Here is a 15425-nt window from a genome sequence, read left to right on the forward strand (position 1 = left end):
AAAAGATAAGTCGTAAAATTAACGATTGATTAAGGATCTAAATGTTATTTAGGTCCTTTTTTATTGCCCAAAACTAATGTCACTAGATCCAGACAAAAAAATGGGAACTGATTAACATCAGTTCCCAAACTTTTAGATGGATAACGGGTAAAGCAAAAACGCTTACAGAACTTTAGACAAGAAGTCTTGAGTACGTTCGTTTTGCGGGTTATCGAAGATTTCGCAAGGCTTACCTTGTTCAACGATTTTACCGTCAGCCATGAAGACTACACGGTCACACACTTCACGAGCAAAGCCCATTTCGTGGGTTACAACAACCATTGTCATGCCGTGTGAGTTGGCAAGATCTTGCATTACTTGCAGAACTTCACCAACCATCTCTGGATCAAGTGCCGAAGTCGGTTCATCAAAAAGCAAAATGTCAGGGTTCATTGCCAGTGCGCGTGCAATTGCAATACGCTGCTTTTGACCACCGGACAAGCTTTTTGGGTACGCATCGGCTTTGTCACGCAGACCGACTTTGTCCAACAATTCAAATGCAGTTGCTTGCGCTTCTGCTTTGTTGGCTTTTTTCAGTGTTAATGGCGCAAGCGTGATGTTTTCCATTACCGTTAGGTGCGGGAACAAGTTGAAAGATTGGAATACCATGCCAACATGTTCACGGAACTTGTTAATATCCAAATCTTTGTTCGCTAGATCGTCACCATCAATAACAACATGACCACCGTTTAACTCTTCAAGGCCGTTCAGGCAGCGAAGTAGGGTAGACTTACCTGAGCCTGAAGGCCCGATAAGAGAGACAACTTCGTTTTCGGCAACATGAAAGTCAATACCGTTTAGAACAACGTTATCGCCATAAGCTTTTACTAGTTTTGATACCTTAATCATTGTTCAAACGCGCCTCAATTTGTCTAAAGATAGTGCTCAAAATATAGATAAGAACAAAATACAAAATGCCGACCATTGTCCATACTTCAAACGAACGGTACGTTGAAGAAATGATGATTTGACCTGACTGTGTTAATTCACTCACACCGATAACCGTTAGGATCGAAGTATCTTTTAGTGAAATAATGAACTGGTTCAAAATCGCAGGGATCATATGACGGAAAGCTTGTGGAAGTACTACTTTCAACATAGCTTGAGTCGATGAAAGACCAAGACTGCGCGCAGCTTCCATTTGGCCTTTATCAATTGCTTGAATACCGCCACGGAAAATTTCAGCCATGTAAGCACCAGCGTTAATACTAATAACAATGGTACCTGCAACTTCGGCTGTCATATGGAAGCCAAGGTAACCTGTCATGCCAAAGTATAGAAAGAAGGCTTGAACAATAAGAGGTGTACCGCGGACAATATCGATATAAACTTTGGCAATAAGGCGTAAAATTTTGTTATTGCCAATATTAATAAGACCCAATACAAGGCCAATGCCAGTTGCCAAGAACAGCGAACTTACCGTTATGATCAGGGTGATTTTCATCCCCTCGATAAAGGCAGGTAGGCTATCCATGAATAGCTCAAACATACGAATTTCCTTTATAAAACTATTTAACCTCGTCGCAAAGATGTTGACCTCAAAATAAGGCGCTCATCTAAGAGGCTATTTAGAAAAGAAAGAAGGAGTTTATGTAATAAACTCCTTCCTGAGTAAATATTTTTATTTTAAAGCAATGTTTCTAAACCTTGTGTTTAAACGAGGTATTATTGGTATTTATTAAGAATCTTCTCGTAAGTACCGTTTGCTTTAATTTTTGCTAGACCATCGTTGAATTTCTTAAGAAGTTCAGCATTTTGGCCTTTCTTAACACCAAAACCAAATTTCGCTGTTGTTAATTTCTCACCAACAAGTTTTAGAGTTGGAGTTTTATCTAGAGAAATTTTGTAAGCGATAACAGGGTAGTCTTCAAAAGCGATATCAGCGTTGCCGTTGATCACTTCTTGGAACATAGATGCAGAATCGTCAAAGTAACGAATAGTAGAATCTAGGTCTTTACGGTTAGCGCTTGCCCAATCTGCAGAAGTGGTACCTTTCTTAACTGCAAAACGTTTGTTTTTGAAGTCAGCGATAGAAGCAATTTTGCTATCTACAGTCACAACTGGGATAACACCTGATTCGTAGTAACCTTCAGAGAAGTCTAAAACCTTAGCGCGTTTCTCTGTGATTGTCATACCTGCAATAGCACCATCAAGTTGGCCTGATACAACACCAGGGATGATACCGTTGAAGTTCATTGGCGTTAGTTGGTATTCGAAACCTTCAATTTTTGCGATAGCGTCTAGTACTTCAACATCGATACCAGTATATGCGCCATCTACTTTGAACGAGAAAGGAGCGTAAGCTGCATCAGTCGCGATCTTATAAACTTTGTCTTTTGCAAATGCAGTTGTGGTTGTCAGAGCAGCCAAAAGCATTGCAAATGTAATTGAAATCTTTTTCATTTTTGCGAGTTTCCTTATTTTTAAGTCTCAGTGAAGAGACGAAAGCAAGCGACGAAAATAATCCCTATGGAAGAAAAGATCAAGTAATGAGACAAAATGACCCTAATTAACTATGCATTAATGCCGATATTTTATGTCATTTAATCGATTTCTTTACAAAAAACACATAGTTTATATGCAACTAATTACTTATTTTTCATTAGGTTTTACAGGTCATTTTTTAAACGTTATTTTGATGAAATCTAAACGATAAGATTAGTGTAGATGTGTTTTACAGGCATAAATTGAATGTAACGTATTGATTTTAAATTTAGGTTGTTTAAAAACCCCTTTTTAATCAATGAATTACTGAGCGCCCTGTATTTTTTATTGAATTTAGTCTTAATTGTCTAAATAAATGAGAAAAAGTCATTGCATAACAAAGAAGGAGCAGTGCTGGTGGTAAAAGTTTTCCTGCGTTGATTAAATATCTTACGTAAATGCTTATTATTGCGTTACTTAGGCTATCAGAGATTCACAATAAAATTACATAACTATTTCTAGTTATCCTATGGAAATAACAATTTCTAATATTAATTAAAATGCATACAACGTGAATTTCTATTGGTCAATATTAAATCCAGTGAGTTAAATGTTGCGTAAATGGATCTATTGCTCGGTGTTATTTTCAGTTTATTAACTTGCTGGCGAGTTCTGCGCTTGCTATTTTTGGTGTTTATTTGTGAAGTAGCATTGGTTTTCTTCAAAAATGAGATCTCACTCATGATTTAGCATACGCTTGTTAGTGCTATCCGCCTTAAAGCATCAACAATACCACTGAGTGTTGAGTAAAAGCAGAAGGTCGACAAAATCACATGTCGCCTTCTGAATACGGCTGTCTATGCTAGAGAATTAAGCAAGAGCTTGCTGTAAAATATGTTCTACTTCTATAAGAGTAATCGATTGGTTTTCACCGAGCGTCAGCATATTGTGCGATTTTAATTGATGTAAAATCGTGTCAATGGCGACCGCTTTATTATCCCCATACTCGGTAAGTTGGGTTGGCATGTTCAAGCTATGATAAAAGTCTTCAATGTAGTTGATAGTTTGCTCTGCCAAATCGGCACTTTGCTGTAGTCCAAAAACGTTTTTTCCCATTTGTTCTAATTTGGCACGTTTACATTCAATTTGGTTGCGTAGTAGTGAAGGTTGGATAATAGCTAGTGAATGCGCGTGATCAACGCCATATAAAGCGGTGAGTTCATGTCCAATCATATGAGTGGCCCAGTCTTGTGCGACGCCAACACCAATAAGGCCGTTTAATGCTTGGTTAGCATTCCACATTAAATTAGCGCGCCAAGTATCACTGTCGTGATGGTCAAAGTCGTTGCCAAGTGTTTTCAGGTTTTTCAACAGAGCTTCTGCAAACCCGTCTTGTACCATTGCGTTAGTAGGCTTCGTTAAATATTGTTCACAGACGTGTATCCATGCATCAATTAATCCATTGACTAATTGGCGTTGTGGAAGCGTTTTCATCGCGTCAGGATCAAGCACCGCAAATTTGGGTTGTACATAAGAAGACAAAAAGCTGAGTTTATCTTGAGTGGACTTTTTAGTGACAACAGCAGCTTTATTTGATTCAGAGCCTGTAGCGGGAAGGGTTAACACGGCCCCCAGTGGCACAGCGCTTGTCACTTGATGTTTGCCGATGAGAATATCCCAACCATCGCCTTCGTAATGTGATGCGGCTGCAATGTATTTACTGCCATCGATCACTGAGCCTCCACCAACGGCAAGTAAATAGTCGACCTTGTTTTTCTTTACGATATCAACGGCCTTGTCTAGTGTTTCTACTGATGGATTTGGCTCGACACCCGAAAACTCTTGCCATTGGTGCCCACTGAGCGCACTAGCGACTTGGTCATAAACGCCATTTTTCTTAATCGATCCTCCGCCATAAATGACAAGAACTTTACTGTCGATAGGGATTGCTTGAGCGATTGCAGCAATTTGAGATTGTCCAAAATAGATATTGGTTGGATTTGAATAGCTAAATTGCATGTTATGGTTCCCTTTAATTATTGCCTTCATATGTGCACGATGGTTTTCATGCATCGAAGTCTATTGATCGTAAATGATTAAGGCGTTCTACGTTCCCTGCGAAATACCTTTGGAGTGCAACCGTACACGCTCTTAAAAGCATGACTAAATTGAGTGGCACTATTAAAACCACATAACGCAGCAATGGTGTTTATATTAGTACGTCCTGATCGCAAGATAGTAGCACCTTTATAGGTTCTTTTTTGTTTGAGCATTTGGGAGAAGGAGAGCCCTTCCTCTGCCAGCTTTCGTTTTACACTAGAGATGGACAGTGTTAGATGTTGCGCAAGCATAGGTAGAGTGATCTCTTTATCCAGTCTCCTATCAAGGAACAGCGATACCTTGTCAGAGAATGAGGTATCCGTTGCTTGTAGTATGCGGCGAGCAACGCTTTGATGGTTGAGCGACAGTTGCAATAAAAAGCTATTTATCAAAGAGCGCTGAACAGGGTTTGAATAAACAGAGTCTTGAGCGCAAGTGGATAAAGCCGTAAACAATTGCCGTTCAAGTAGATTGCTGTCTAATAGTGAAGGTGTCTTAGCAGGCGTTGCTGTCTGTATGTGTAAGGGATGCTCGGAAAGGGTGAGATCAGGCAAAGAATGCGCGCTTGAGAACACGTCTAAGGCTTCAAATTCAACCATAAGTACTTCTGCGTTAACCCCCATGTGCTCATTTAAGAGGAAAAATGAGGGGAGATCTTCGGTGAAGCAACAGAGTATTTGCTCGCTATTTAATATCAGTGATGAGTTCTGTACTTGAAAAGACGGGGTGCCTGCTTGCAGACGAACAAATGCCAACGGCATTGTTGCGTAATGGTGCAGTAGCGATGGCTGCGCCTTAGAAAGTGATAAATAAGTAAACAGCGACACAAATAACGCCTTATAGATAGAATGATTTTATCTTATCCAACTATCGTATTGAATGGAAAGGGGCTTTGTCTGTTTTTGTCGATGTAGCTATCAAAGAAAAAAACCGGTAGCGCAGGGGATTGCGTTACCGGTTTATTATCGTTAGCGTAAGTGGCTTAATCTTCTTGAGTAGGAAGATCAGCAAAAACGTCGGTGGGTTTGGCAACGATATTGCGCTTTTCTACGTCGACATCCGTTAGGATAATTTCAACAATGTCGCTAAGCTTATAGACCACTTCTTTATCAATGGAAATAGAACCCTGCTCAGTGCTTGATTCTATGCGTTCTTTGTTATCCATAATCAAAGAGTTTGGCACAAATGCTGCGGCACCATTTTCAATCAATCGTACGCGCATACCGCCACGACCAATATCAAAAATTTCTGCTTTGAATGCCGTTTGTGCCGCCACGTCTTTTTTCAAGGTACGGGCGTATAACCAATCGCTGACCTTGCGCTCTGCCATTCTGTGGTGCTTACGATGAATTGCGAGCTCGTCGCCCACTTCATCATCGGGTGTTTGCACAGGGGCTTTATCAAGGATGATAGCTTTTAATAGTCGGTGATTGACCATATCGCTGTATTTACGAATTGGAGAGGTCCAAGTTGCGTAGATATCTAACCCCATGGCAAAGTGTGGTGCTGGTGTATTGCCCATTTCACCATAACTTTGATGCTTGCGAATTCGGTTGTCTAAATACTGAGTAGGTTGACTATTTAACCAACGACGTAGCGCAGTGAAGCCTTCTAATGTGGTCACATTTTGCGAGTCAAAACCTTCTGCGCCATATTCAGTCACCAAATCAATGACGTTATTTACTTTGTCATCTTTTAAGCCTGAGTGGGTATTAAAGATACCCATACCTAATTTATCGCTCAGAACACGCCCAGCACAAATGTTAGCGGTAATCATGGCTTCTTCGACTAATTTATTGGCAGTGCGGCGCATATCGGCATGAATAGCAATGACATCGTTGTCTTCACTAAGTTCAAAGCGATAATCCGGACGGTCAGGGAAGATAACCGCATTATTTTCTCGCCATTGGCTGCGTGATTTCGCCATTTCTGCTAAAGCATCGACCACGTTGGCAATCTCTTGCGTTGGAGTCCAATCTACAGATGTTCCAGTTTCCAAGTAATCAGAAACAGCGTTGTAGGCCAAACGAGCATGAGATTTAATATTCGCTGCAAAGAAGCGAATATCATCTTGTATGGTGCCATCACTATCAATAGTGACTGTGCAGCAAAGAGCAGGGCGCACTTGGTCTTGAATGAGTGAACAAAGGTTGTCTGCGAGATCTCTAGGTAGCATTGGAATATTGCGACCAGGTAGGTAGATCGTGAAACCGCGTTCACGCGCTACTTTATCCATTTCATCATCCGGTGTGATGTAAGCCGTAGGATCGGCAATTGCGATGCTCAGCTCAAACTGACCGTTTTCAGTTTTGCGAGCATACAGCGCATCATCCATATCTTTTGTAGATTCACCATCGATGGTAACAAAAGGAATGTCAGTAAGATCTTCGCGAGTCAGGTCGGTATCATCGTGCAGTTGCCAGTTTTCAATACCTTCGGGCTCGGTATTCGGCAAGTCATTTTCTGCTAATGTGACCCACCAAGGGGCTATTTTGTCATTGGCATCGGTGATTTTTTCTGTGATTTCCACCATGAAGCCAGCATCACCTTTCAGTGGGTGCTGGATAACGTGTGCTACAACCCAATCGCCTTCGGCAAACATATCGTGCTTTAGCCCTTTGGCTGTTTTGGCTTTTAAAGAAAGGTTGCGTAACTGTGGCTGATCAGGAACCACATTTAAGCGTCCTTTAAACAGCTTAATTCGGCCTATAAAACGGGTAACGGCTTGCTCAAGCAGTTGGTCTGGTTCGGCTAACTCTTTGTCATTTTCAGTGCGAATCAATGCCACTACACGGTCACCGTGCATGCATTTTTTCATATAAGGAGGTGGGATGAAGTAGCTTGTTTTGTTGTCGACTTCTAGAAAACCAAACTTTTTGTCTGTCGCTTTAATCGTCCCTTCTTTGGTTGGGATCTTTTCTTTAATTTGCTGTTTTAGTTGAGCAAGCAACGGGTTATCTGCAAACATGAATTCTTTATTATTATTGACAATAGTGGGGGCTAATTTAATGCCTTTGCGAGGTTGCATGTGAGCAATACTTGTACAAAAGGCAATGATTTACGCGCCATCTTACCGACTCTTGATACAAATGTATAACTTGCCAATCAAGATAGTGAAACTTTTTTCGTCATTAGAGAATTTGTGGGTGATTTGTGCTTAACATGCTTGAAAAGCGATCCATTTTACGAGTTCTGCCGTAAACAGTGGGTGCATATTGCACTGTTATATCATTACTCGGAAAAAGGGATACATTATGAAAATCGTGTTAATTATGATCTGTATGGGGTTTATAGCGGGCTGTGCGCAGTCTACAGGGGATAACCTGTCTCAACAGGAGCGTCAGAACTTAGTTAAGTATACGCATTCTGACATGCAAGGTCGTAAAAGGTAACTGCGTTTCGTACAATACCTTGGTGGCAAAATGAACAGCTCAGAATAGGGGATAAATGTTGATTTTGGAAGGTCGTAAAGGGGCGGATTTACTTGAATTTGTGATCTGATTCAATATTTTCTTGTAATTGTCTGATTTTTAGGGCAGAATTCGCCTCCTTATTTTGTCCCTAGCGGCTTGATGCGTTTTATATACTTTTCCTTCCGAATGGATTTAGTGTGTATTGCTGGATCGGTGTATGAATATTAGAGAGCACCTGGGACCGTATTAATGAACACACTGACTATAGTGGGATCCCGATGCAAGAATCTGAAATAAAATTCAGCGATTTAGAACTAAACCAACAAATCCTTTCTGCCCTTGATGAAATGGGTTTTGTTTCTCCAACTCCAATCCAATCAGCGTCTATTCCTTTTCTTCTTGAAGGTAGAGATGCACTAGGTAAAGCACAAACGGGTACTGGTAAAACAGCCGCTTTCTCGCTTCCTCTACTTAACAAATTAGATTTAGACCAACGTAAACCTCAAGCGATCATTCTAGCCCCAACACGTGAGCTAGCGATTCAGGTTGCTGCTGAAATCAAAAACCTTGGCCGCAACATCCGTGGTCTTAAAGTTCTTGAAATCTACGGTGGTACTTCTATCGTTGATCAAATGCGCGCCCTTAAAAACGGTACTCACATTGTTGTAGGTACTCCTGGCCGTGTTCAAGATTTGATTAACCGTGACCGTTTGCACCTAGACGAAGTGAAAACTTTCGTTCTTGATGAAGCAGACGAAATGCTAAACATGGGCTTTGTAGAAGACGTAACAGCAATCCTTGAGCACGCTCCAGCGACGGCTCAACGCGTACTGTTCTCTGCAACTATGCCTCCAATGCTTAAGAAAATTGTTGAGCGCTTCTTGCGTGATCCTGCGTTTGTTGACGTTGCGGGTAAAAACCACACGGTTGATAAAGTAGAGCAAAAATTCTGGGTTGTTAAAGGTATCGAGAAAGATGAAGCAATGACTCGTCTTCTTGAAACTGAAGAAACCGATGCGTCTATCGTATTCGTACGTACTCGCCAAGACACTGAGCGCGTTGCAGGCTACCTTGCTGACCGCGGCTTCAAAGTTTCTGCACTACACGGTGACATTCCTCAGTCTCAACGTGAGCGCACTGTAGACAATATTAAACGTGGCGTAATCGACATTCTAGTGGCAACTGACGTTGTGGCTCGTGGTCTTGATGTGCCTCGTATTACTCACGTATTCAACTACGACATTCCATTTGATGTTGAGTCTTACATTCACCGTATTGGTCGTACTGGCCGTGCTGGACGTAAGGGTAAAGCGATCCTATTGGTTCGTACTAACCAAATGCGTATGCTTCGCACTATTGAGCGTGTAACTAAGTCATCTATGGAAGAAATCCAACTTCCATTGCGTGACCAAGTAGCGGCGGCTCGTGTCACTAAGCTAGGTCTTGAACTTGCGGCTGATAAAGAACACAGCTCTGTAGAGAAATTCGCTGAGTTAGTTGAAACGCTACAAAATGATTTAGAAATTGACGCAGCAACACTTGCGGCAATCCTACTACGTCGTCAACAAGGCAAACGTCCTTTATTCTACGTAGGTGATGACCCAATGATCGCCGCTATCGAGCGCGATAAGAAACGTCGCACTGAACGCCGTGAAGGCGGTCGTGACGGAGGCCGCGATGGTCGTCGTGAAGGTGGTCGTAGCTACGGCGGCGAAACTAAAGATTGGGATACATACCAACTGCAAGTGGGTCGTGACCAAGGCGTTCAAGTTAAAGACATCGTTGGCGCTCTAGCAAACGAACTAGGTTTAACGAAAGGTTCTATTGGTGCAATCAAACTGGCTCAAGGCCATACGTTTGTTCAGCTTCCAAAAGCAATGAACTCTGAAACTGCGGGTAAACTACGTAAACTGCGTATTCGTCAAAAAGAAACCGCTGCTGTAGTATGTGACTTTGATGACTTCCGTGAGTCTCGTGGTCCACGTCGCGATGGTGGTCCTCGTCGTGACGGTGGTAACCGTCGTGGTGGTGAAGGTCATCGTGGTAACCGTGAAGGCGGTGGCTACCGTGGTAACCGTGACGGCGAACGTCGTTTCGACCGTAACCGTGGCAGCGAAAACCGTGGTAATGGTCCTCGTGGCGACCGTGGTCAATCTCGTCGCAACTCTGGCGAGTAATATACTGTAGTGTAATTACAGACCAGTAATAAAATGTAAGAGCCGGGATACGTCAGTGTCCCGGCTTTTTTTCGCCTGAAGAAATTGGCATTGCATTCTATAGCAACTAGTATGATTTAATATCCATTAAAACCGACCAATATAAGAGAGGCTTTGTGGCTCATTTAGCATTAAAAATGGTCTGTAGCCCTTTAAAACACTAAAAACGATTTTAATCTTTTTATTTTTAGAAAAAATTTTACGGCTAAATAAATTTGCAGATTGATCTAGATCAAAGTATCTTATTTTGTATGATTAATTGATTAAAAAAAATTTGAATAAATTTCAAATTATTTGATAATCATGATTAAAGATTGAATGCCCCCCGTCTAATTTTAGGATTTAACTCATGTCAAACAAGAACGTACTCGTTATCAATTCAGGCAGCTCTTCGCTGAAGTTCGCTGTTATCGATTCTGAATCTGGTGAAGCGCTAGTAAGCGGACTAGGTGAGTGTTTCGGCCTTCCAGAAGCAACTATTGCTTGGAAATTCAATGGTGAGAAAACTGAACAAGCGATCACTGCACCAGACAACCATCACCAAGAAGCTATCAACCGTATCGTTAAGTTGATGGAAGAGTTAAGTCTAAAAGAGACTATCGTCGCTGTTGGACACCGTATCGTACACGGTGGTGAAAAATTCACTAGCACTGTTCGCATCGATGACGCAGTACTTGCAGAAATCGAAAGCATTTCAGATCTAGCTCCACTGCATAACCCTGCTGGCGCTAAAGGCATCAAAGCGGCAATGGAAGCGTATCCTTCTCTTCCACAATTTGCTGTATTTGATACTGCTTTCCACCAAACAATGCCTAAGAAAGCATTTACTGGTTCTATCTCACACGAGCTTTACGACGAATACCGCATCCGTCGTTACGGCTTCCACGGTACTAGCCACTACTTCGTAAGCCAAGAAGCGGCGAAAGTGATTGGCAAATCTGTTGAAGAAAGTAACTTCATCACTGTTCACCTAGGTAACGGCGCATCAGTATGTGCAATTGCAAATGGCAAATCTGTAGATACTTCAATGGGCTTCACTCCACAAGCTGGCCTAATGATGGGCACACGTTGTGGTGACCTTGACCCTGGTGTTATCGAGTTCCTACTTAAGAAAGGTTGGACTCAAGAGAAAGTATTCGAAACGCTATACAAAAAATCAGGTTTCCTAGGTGTGTCTGGTCTAACTTCTGATGCTCGTGGCATCCTAGAAGCAATGGCTGAAGGTCACGAAGGTGCAACGCTTGCATTCCAAGTATTCACTTACCGTGTAGCGAAATACATCGCTTCTTACCTAGTACCACTTAACGCTCTAGACGCGGTTATCTTCACTGGTGGTATCGGTGAAAACGCATTGGATATCCGTCGTGAAATCCTTGAGAACCTAAGCCTACTTGGCTTCACTGAAGATAAAGCAGGTAACGAAGCGGCACGCTTTGGCGCTGCTGGTCAAATCGGTGAATCTGCACTTCTTGGTGCTAAAGTATTGGTTATCCCAACAAACGAAGAGTTTGTTATTGCTAAAGAATCAGTAGAACGTATCTAGTCTACTTTTGATTTCGGTATAAATGAAAGCGAGCTTATTTTAAGCTCGCTTTTTGCGTTTTTTAACACGCTAGAATAAGCACTTATTTAGTACGGTTAGCATTATGCCTGCCATCGTAATGATGAAAATTTAAGGTGCGCCAAGTGCTCGGTTGATAAAATCGATAAACAAACGAAGTCTTTCTGGTAGGTATTTCATTTGTGCGTATTGCATCAAAATATTGCCATGATAATTGCCTGTAAGCGTCCAATCCTCTAATACTTGTACAACTTCACCATTTTCTAGTGCATTTTCCACCACAAAATCATGAAACAACCCAATCCCCAGGTGCGACTTTACGCCTTCAAACCTTAACTGTGCTTGGTTGACGGCATAGCGGCCAGATACGGTAACAGATTGAGACTCGTCTCCTTTATGGAAGGTCCACACATTATCGTGTTCTGTTTCTGCTAAATATAAACAGTTGTGGCGCAGCAGGTCACTTGGCTGTTTAGGAATGCCATGCTTCATTAAGTAAGGTTTAGAGGCGCACAGTAATAGATGGGTTTGACCTAACTCTTTGAGTACGAGATGTTCATCAGGATCTTTTGATAGACGAAAGGCAATATCAATGCCTTGTTTGTGAATGTCGACGGAGCCATCAATGGCACGGGCTTTTATCTGTATCTCTGGGTAGCGTTTTAAAAATTCGATGATCAATGGTTGTAGCACAAGGCTCAGCAATGCCTCCGGTGCCGAGATCATGATACTGCCCTGAGGCTTTAGATGCAGGTTGGATGAGAGTTCAACCGCTTGCTCGGCCGCATACAACATTTGAATCGCTTGTTCGTAGACCTTTTCGCCTTCTTCGGTAATCCGAAGGTTACGTGTAGTACGTTCAATCAGCTTCACTTCTAATGCTTTTTCTAAGCGCGATATCGTTTTTGAAACCGCAGACGGCGTCATAGATAAACTATTGGCTGCATTAGTGAAATTTCCTTGCTGCACCACTAAAGTATAAGTTGCAAGATCAGGGAGTAACGCAACGAGCTGACTGGTTTTCATTATTTGTGCCTTGAATTCATAAATGATTTTCCATTGAGGGCATTATACTCCTTGAAGGTTTGAACTAGAATCTCTTTACACTGTAAATCATCAACAAAGACTGGGTTTAAGCTCGTAATTATTTAGACTTAAACATCTCTGTATTGAAAGGATCGATAGCATTATGTCTTCAGCGTTTTATAAACAAATTCAAAACCAAATCGAAGAAGTGAAATCTGAAGGCTTGTATAAGTCTGAACGAGTGATCACATCACAACAACAAGCGTCTGTGTCTATTTCGACAGGTGAAGATGTACTGAACTTCTGTGCGAACAACTACCTTGGCCTTGCTAACCACCCTGAACTTATTAAAGCTGCTCAGTCGGGTATGGATGAGTACGGTTTTGGTATGGCATCTGTACGTTTTATCTGTGGTACGCAAGATATTCATAAGCAATTAGAAGACAAGCTATCTACTTTCTTAGGCATGGAAGATACGATTCTTTATACTTCTTGTTTTGATGCGAATGCGGGTTTGTTTGAAACCATCCTTGGTAAAGAAGACGCCATCATTTCTGATGCCCTTAACCACGCATCCATCATTGACGGCGTGCGTTTGTGTAAAGCGATGCGTTTTCGCTACGCTAACAACAACATGAGTGAGCTTGAACAGCAACTTATCGATGCTGATGCAGCGGGCGCTCGTCACAAGCTAATCGTTACCGATGGCGTATTCTCAATGGACGGTGTAGTTGCAAACCTACCGGCTATCTGTGATTTGGCAGACAAATACAACGCACTAGTGATGGTTGATGACTCTCACGCTGTCGGCTTTATGGGCGAAACAGGCGCTGGTACTCACGACTACCATAATGTGATGGATCGCATCGATATCATCACAGGTACATTGGGCAAAGCGATGGGCGGCGCATCAGGCGGTTATACTTCAGGTAAAAAAGAAGTGATTGACTGGCTACGTCAACGTTCTCGTCCGTACCTTTTCTCAAACTCAGTGGCTCCTGCGATTGTGTCAGCGTCACTGCGCGTGATTGATCTTTTGCAAGAAAGTGGCGATCTACGTACGCACCTTTGGGAGAACGCTGCTCATTTCCGTACTCGTATGGAAGCTGCTGGTTTTACTATGGGCGGTGCGGATCATGCCATCATCCCTATTATGCTAGGTGACGCTAAAGTGGCGGCCGAATTTGCAGAACGTGCATTGGAAAAAGGCATCTATGTTGTCGGCTTCTCATTCCCTGTAGTGCCAAAAGGCCAAGCACGTATTCGTACTCAAATGTCCGCAGCGCACTCACGTGAACAGCTAGATCGCGCTATTGATGTGTTTATTGAAGTGGGTCGTGATATGGAGCTGATCAAATAATGAAGATTAAAGCGCTCTCTAAATTAAAGCCAGAAGAAGGCATTTGGATGAACGAAGTCGATATGCCCGAAATGGGGCATAACGACCTTTTGATTAAAATTAAGAAAACCGCAATTTGTGGCACCGACGTGCACATCTACAACTGGGACGAATGGTCACAAAACACCATTCCTGTGCCTATGGTGGTCGGTCACGAATACGTGGGCGAGGTTGTGGCGATTGGTCAAGAAGTTCGCGGCTTTGAAATTGGCGATCGCGTATCAGGTGAAGGACACATCACTTGTGGTCACTGTCGTAACTGTCGTGGCGGCCGTACGCACCTTTGTCGTAACACTATCGGTGTAGGTGTTAACCGTACAGGTTCGTTCTCTGAATACTTAGTGATCCCGGCATTTAATGCTTTTAAGATCCCTGACGGCATTTCAGATGATCTTGCTGCAATCTTTGACCCATTTGGTAATGCGGTACACTCAGCATTGTCATTTGACTTAGTGGGTGAAGATGTTCTGATCACAGGCGCAGGCCCAATTGGTATCATGGCGGCGGCCGTTGCCAAACATGTTGGTGCACGTCACGTAGTCATTACCGATGTGAACGAATACCGCCTTGATTTAGCGCGTCAAATGGGTGTGACCCGCGCGGTAAACGTGGCTAAAGAAGACCTTAAAGACGTAATGGCTGAGCTTAATATGAGCGAAGGGTTTGATGTAGGCTTAGAAATGTCAGGCGTTCAAATGGCATTTAAGAGTATGCTAGAAGCGATGAACCACGGTGGTCGTGTTGCATTGCTTGGCATTCCACCATCAGACATGGGCATTGATTGGAACCAAGTGATCTTCAAAGGTCTAGTGATCAAAGGGATTTACGGAAGAGAAATGTTCGAAACTTGGTATAAGATGGCAAGCTTGATTCAATCAGGCTTAGATTTGACGCCAATCATTACTCACAACTTCAAGATTGATGACTTCCAAAAAGGCTTTGACGCTATGCGTAGCGGGGCTTCCGGTAAAGTTATCCTTGATTGGGAATAAGACACATCAATCTTTTTCTGTGTGGTGTTATCACTGACACAGTCTAAGATTTCAGTGACTTTAAAATGGCTCCAAAGATCTTTGGGGCCATTTTTCGTTTTACCGCAACATTTCTTGCCTTATCGACGAGATACCTTCTCACACCGATCTTCCGATAGCACAGTTTCTTCTTTTCTTACATTGCACACCTTCAAACCGTAATTAATTGAATTTTATCTGGAAATACAAACCGTATTTGAGTGATAATGTTTTTCA

General features: G+C 42.4%; 12 protein-coding genes. 5 read left to right on the top strand and 7 right to left on the bottom strand.

The window, feature by feature from the left end; genetic code table 11:
- Positions 1-162 precede the first annotated feature (162 nt).
- The 6 genes from VEZ01S_RS09030 to rnb all read right to left on the bottom strand — a co-directional run bounded on the left by VEZ01S_RS09030 (position 163) and on the right by rnb (position 7531).
- Entirely contained in the window at positions 163-888 is a 726-nt protein-coding gene (locus tag VEZ01S_RS09030; RefSeq protein ID WP_021713730.1) for an amino acid ABC transporter ATP-binding protein, read from the bottom strand.
- Positions 881-1528, bottom strand: a complete 648-nt coding sequence (locus tag VEZ01S_RS09035) for an amino acid ABC transporter permease (RefSeq protein WP_021713731.1) — start codon at positions 1526-1528, stop codon at positions 881-883. Before VEZ01S_RS09035 ends, VEZ01S_RS09030 begins: the two co-directional genes overlap by 8 nt.
- Before the next feature lie 176 nt (positions 1529-1704).
- Positions 1705-2442, bottom strand: coding sequence for a transporter substrate-binding domain-containing protein (locus tag VEZ01S_RS09040; protein WP_021713732.1), 738 nt, complete (start codon positions 2440-2442; stop codon positions 1705-1707).
- Positions 2443-3333: 891 nt separating this feature from the next.
- Positions 3334-4482: an iron-containing alcohol dehydrogenase gene (locus VEZ01S_RS09045; protein ID WP_021713733.1), complete on the bottom strand. Its 1149-nt coding sequence runs from the start codon at positions 4480-4482 to the stop codon at positions 3334-3336.
- A gap of 77 nt (positions 4483-4559) precedes the next feature.
- Complete coding sequence (locus VEZ01S_RS16380; protein ID WP_119005664.1) at positions 4560-5390, bottom strand: helix-turn-helix transcriptional regulator; 831 nt, start codon at positions 5388-5390, stop codon at positions 4560-4562.
- Between the two features lie 155 nt (positions 5391-5545).
- On the bottom strand, positions 5546-7531 hold the full coding sequence (gene rnb / locus VEZ01S_RS09055) for an exoribonuclease II (protein WP_040890580.1): 1986 nt from the start codon (positions 7529-7531) through the stop codon (positions 5546-5548).
- A gap of 286 nt (positions 7532-7817) precedes the next feature.
- Here rnb and VEZ01S_RS16750 point away from each other — a divergent pair, with 286 nt between their 5' ends.
- The 3 genes from VEZ01S_RS16750 (at position 7818) to VEZ01S_RS09065 (ending at position 11735) form a co-directional block, all read left to right on the top strand.
- Entirely contained in the window at positions 7818-7955 is a 138-nt protein-coding gene (locus VEZ01S_RS16750; protein WP_156896011.1) for a hypothetical protein, read from the top strand.
- A gap of 299 nt (positions 7956-8254) precedes the next feature.
- Complete coding sequence (locus VEZ01S_RS09060; RefSeq protein WP_021713736.1) at positions 8255-10153, top strand: DEAD/DEAH box helicase; 1899 nt, start codon at positions 8255-8257, stop codon at positions 10151-10153.
- 388 nt (positions 10154-10541) lie between these two features.
- Positions 10542-11735 (top strand): acetate/propionate family kinase, encoded by a 1194-nt coding sequence (locus tag VEZ01S_RS09065; RefSeq protein WP_021713737.1) that lies wholly within the window; start codon positions 10542-10544, stop codon positions 11733-11735.
- A 129-nt stretch (positions 11736-11864) separates the two neighbouring features.
- Here the strand turns inward: VEZ01S_RS09065 and VEZ01S_RS09070 are convergent, their stop codons facing one another.
- Positions 11865-12779: a LysR family transcriptional regulator gene (locus VEZ01S_RS09070; protein WP_021713738.1), complete on the bottom strand. Its 915-nt coding sequence runs from the start codon at positions 12777-12779 to the stop codon at positions 11865-11867.
- 163 nt (positions 12780-12942) lie between these two features.
- Here VEZ01S_RS09070 and VEZ01S_RS09075 point away from each other — a divergent pair, with 163 nt between their 5' ends.
- Together VEZ01S_RS09075 and tdh are read left to right on the top strand one after the other, a co-directional pair.
- Positions 12943-14139, top strand: coding sequence for a glycine C-acetyltransferase (locus VEZ01S_RS09075; protein ID WP_021713739.1), 1197 nt, complete (start codon positions 12943-12945; stop codon positions 14137-14139).
- The gene (tdh, locus tag VEZ01S_RS09080) at positions 14139-15170 is read left to right on the top strand and encodes an L-threonine 3-dehydrogenase (protein ID WP_021713740.1); all 1032 of its coding nucleotides are present in this window, start codon (positions 14139-14141) and stop codon (positions 15168-15170) included. Before VEZ01S_RS09075 ends, tdh begins: the two co-directional genes overlap by 1 nt.
- Positions 15171-15425 lie beyond the last annotated feature (255 nt).

Origin of the sequence: Vibrio ezurae NBRC 102218, from assembly GCF_000467185.1 — a bacterium.
In the GTDB taxonomy this organism is placed as follows: domain Bacteria; phylum Pseudomonadota; class Gammaproteobacteria; order Enterobacterales; family Vibrionaceae; genus Vibrio; species Vibrio ezurae.

Coding starts and splice junctions, on each gene's coding strand:
- VEZ01S_RS09030 (WP_021713730.1), bottom strand. CDS start 888: ATGATTAAGGTATCAAAACTAGTAAAAGCTTATGGCGATAACGTTGTT.
- VEZ01S_RS09035 (WP_021713731.1), bottom strand. CDS start 1,528: ATGTTTGAGCTATTCATGGATAGCCTACCTGCCTTTATCGAGGGGATG.
- VEZ01S_RS09040 (WP_021713732.1), bottom strand. CDS start 2,442: ATGAAAAAGATTTCAATTACATTTGCAATGCTTTTGGCTGCTCTGACA.
- VEZ01S_RS09045 (WP_021713733.1), bottom strand. CDS start 4,482: ATGCAATTTAGCTATTCAAATCCAACCAATATCTATTTTGGACAATCT.
- rnb (WP_040890580.1), bottom strand. CDS start 7,531: ATGTTTGCAGATAACCCGTTGCTTGCTCAACTAAAACAGCAAATTAAA.
- VEZ01S_RS16750 (WP_156896011.1), top strand. CDS start 7,818: ATGAAAATCGTGTTAATTATGATCTGTATGGGGTTTATAGCGGGCTGT.
- VEZ01S_RS09060 (WP_021713736.1), top strand. CDS start 8,255: ATGCAAGAATCTGAAATAAAATTCAGCGATTTAGAACTAAACCAACAA.
- VEZ01S_RS09065 (WP_021713737.1), top strand. CDS start 10,542: ATGTCAAACAAGAACGTACTCGTTATCAATTCAGGCAGCTCTTCGCTG.
- VEZ01S_RS09070 (WP_021713738.1), bottom strand. CDS start 12,779: ATGAAAACCAGTCAGCTCGTTGCGTTACTCCCTGATCTTGCAACTTAT.
- VEZ01S_RS09075 (WP_021713739.1), top strand. CDS start 12,943: ATGTCTTCAGCGTTTTATAAACAAATTCAAAACCAAATCGAAGAAGTG.
- tdh (WP_021713740.1), top strand. CDS start 14,139: ATGAAGATTAAAGCGCTCTCTAAATTAAAGCCAGAAGAAGGCATTTGG.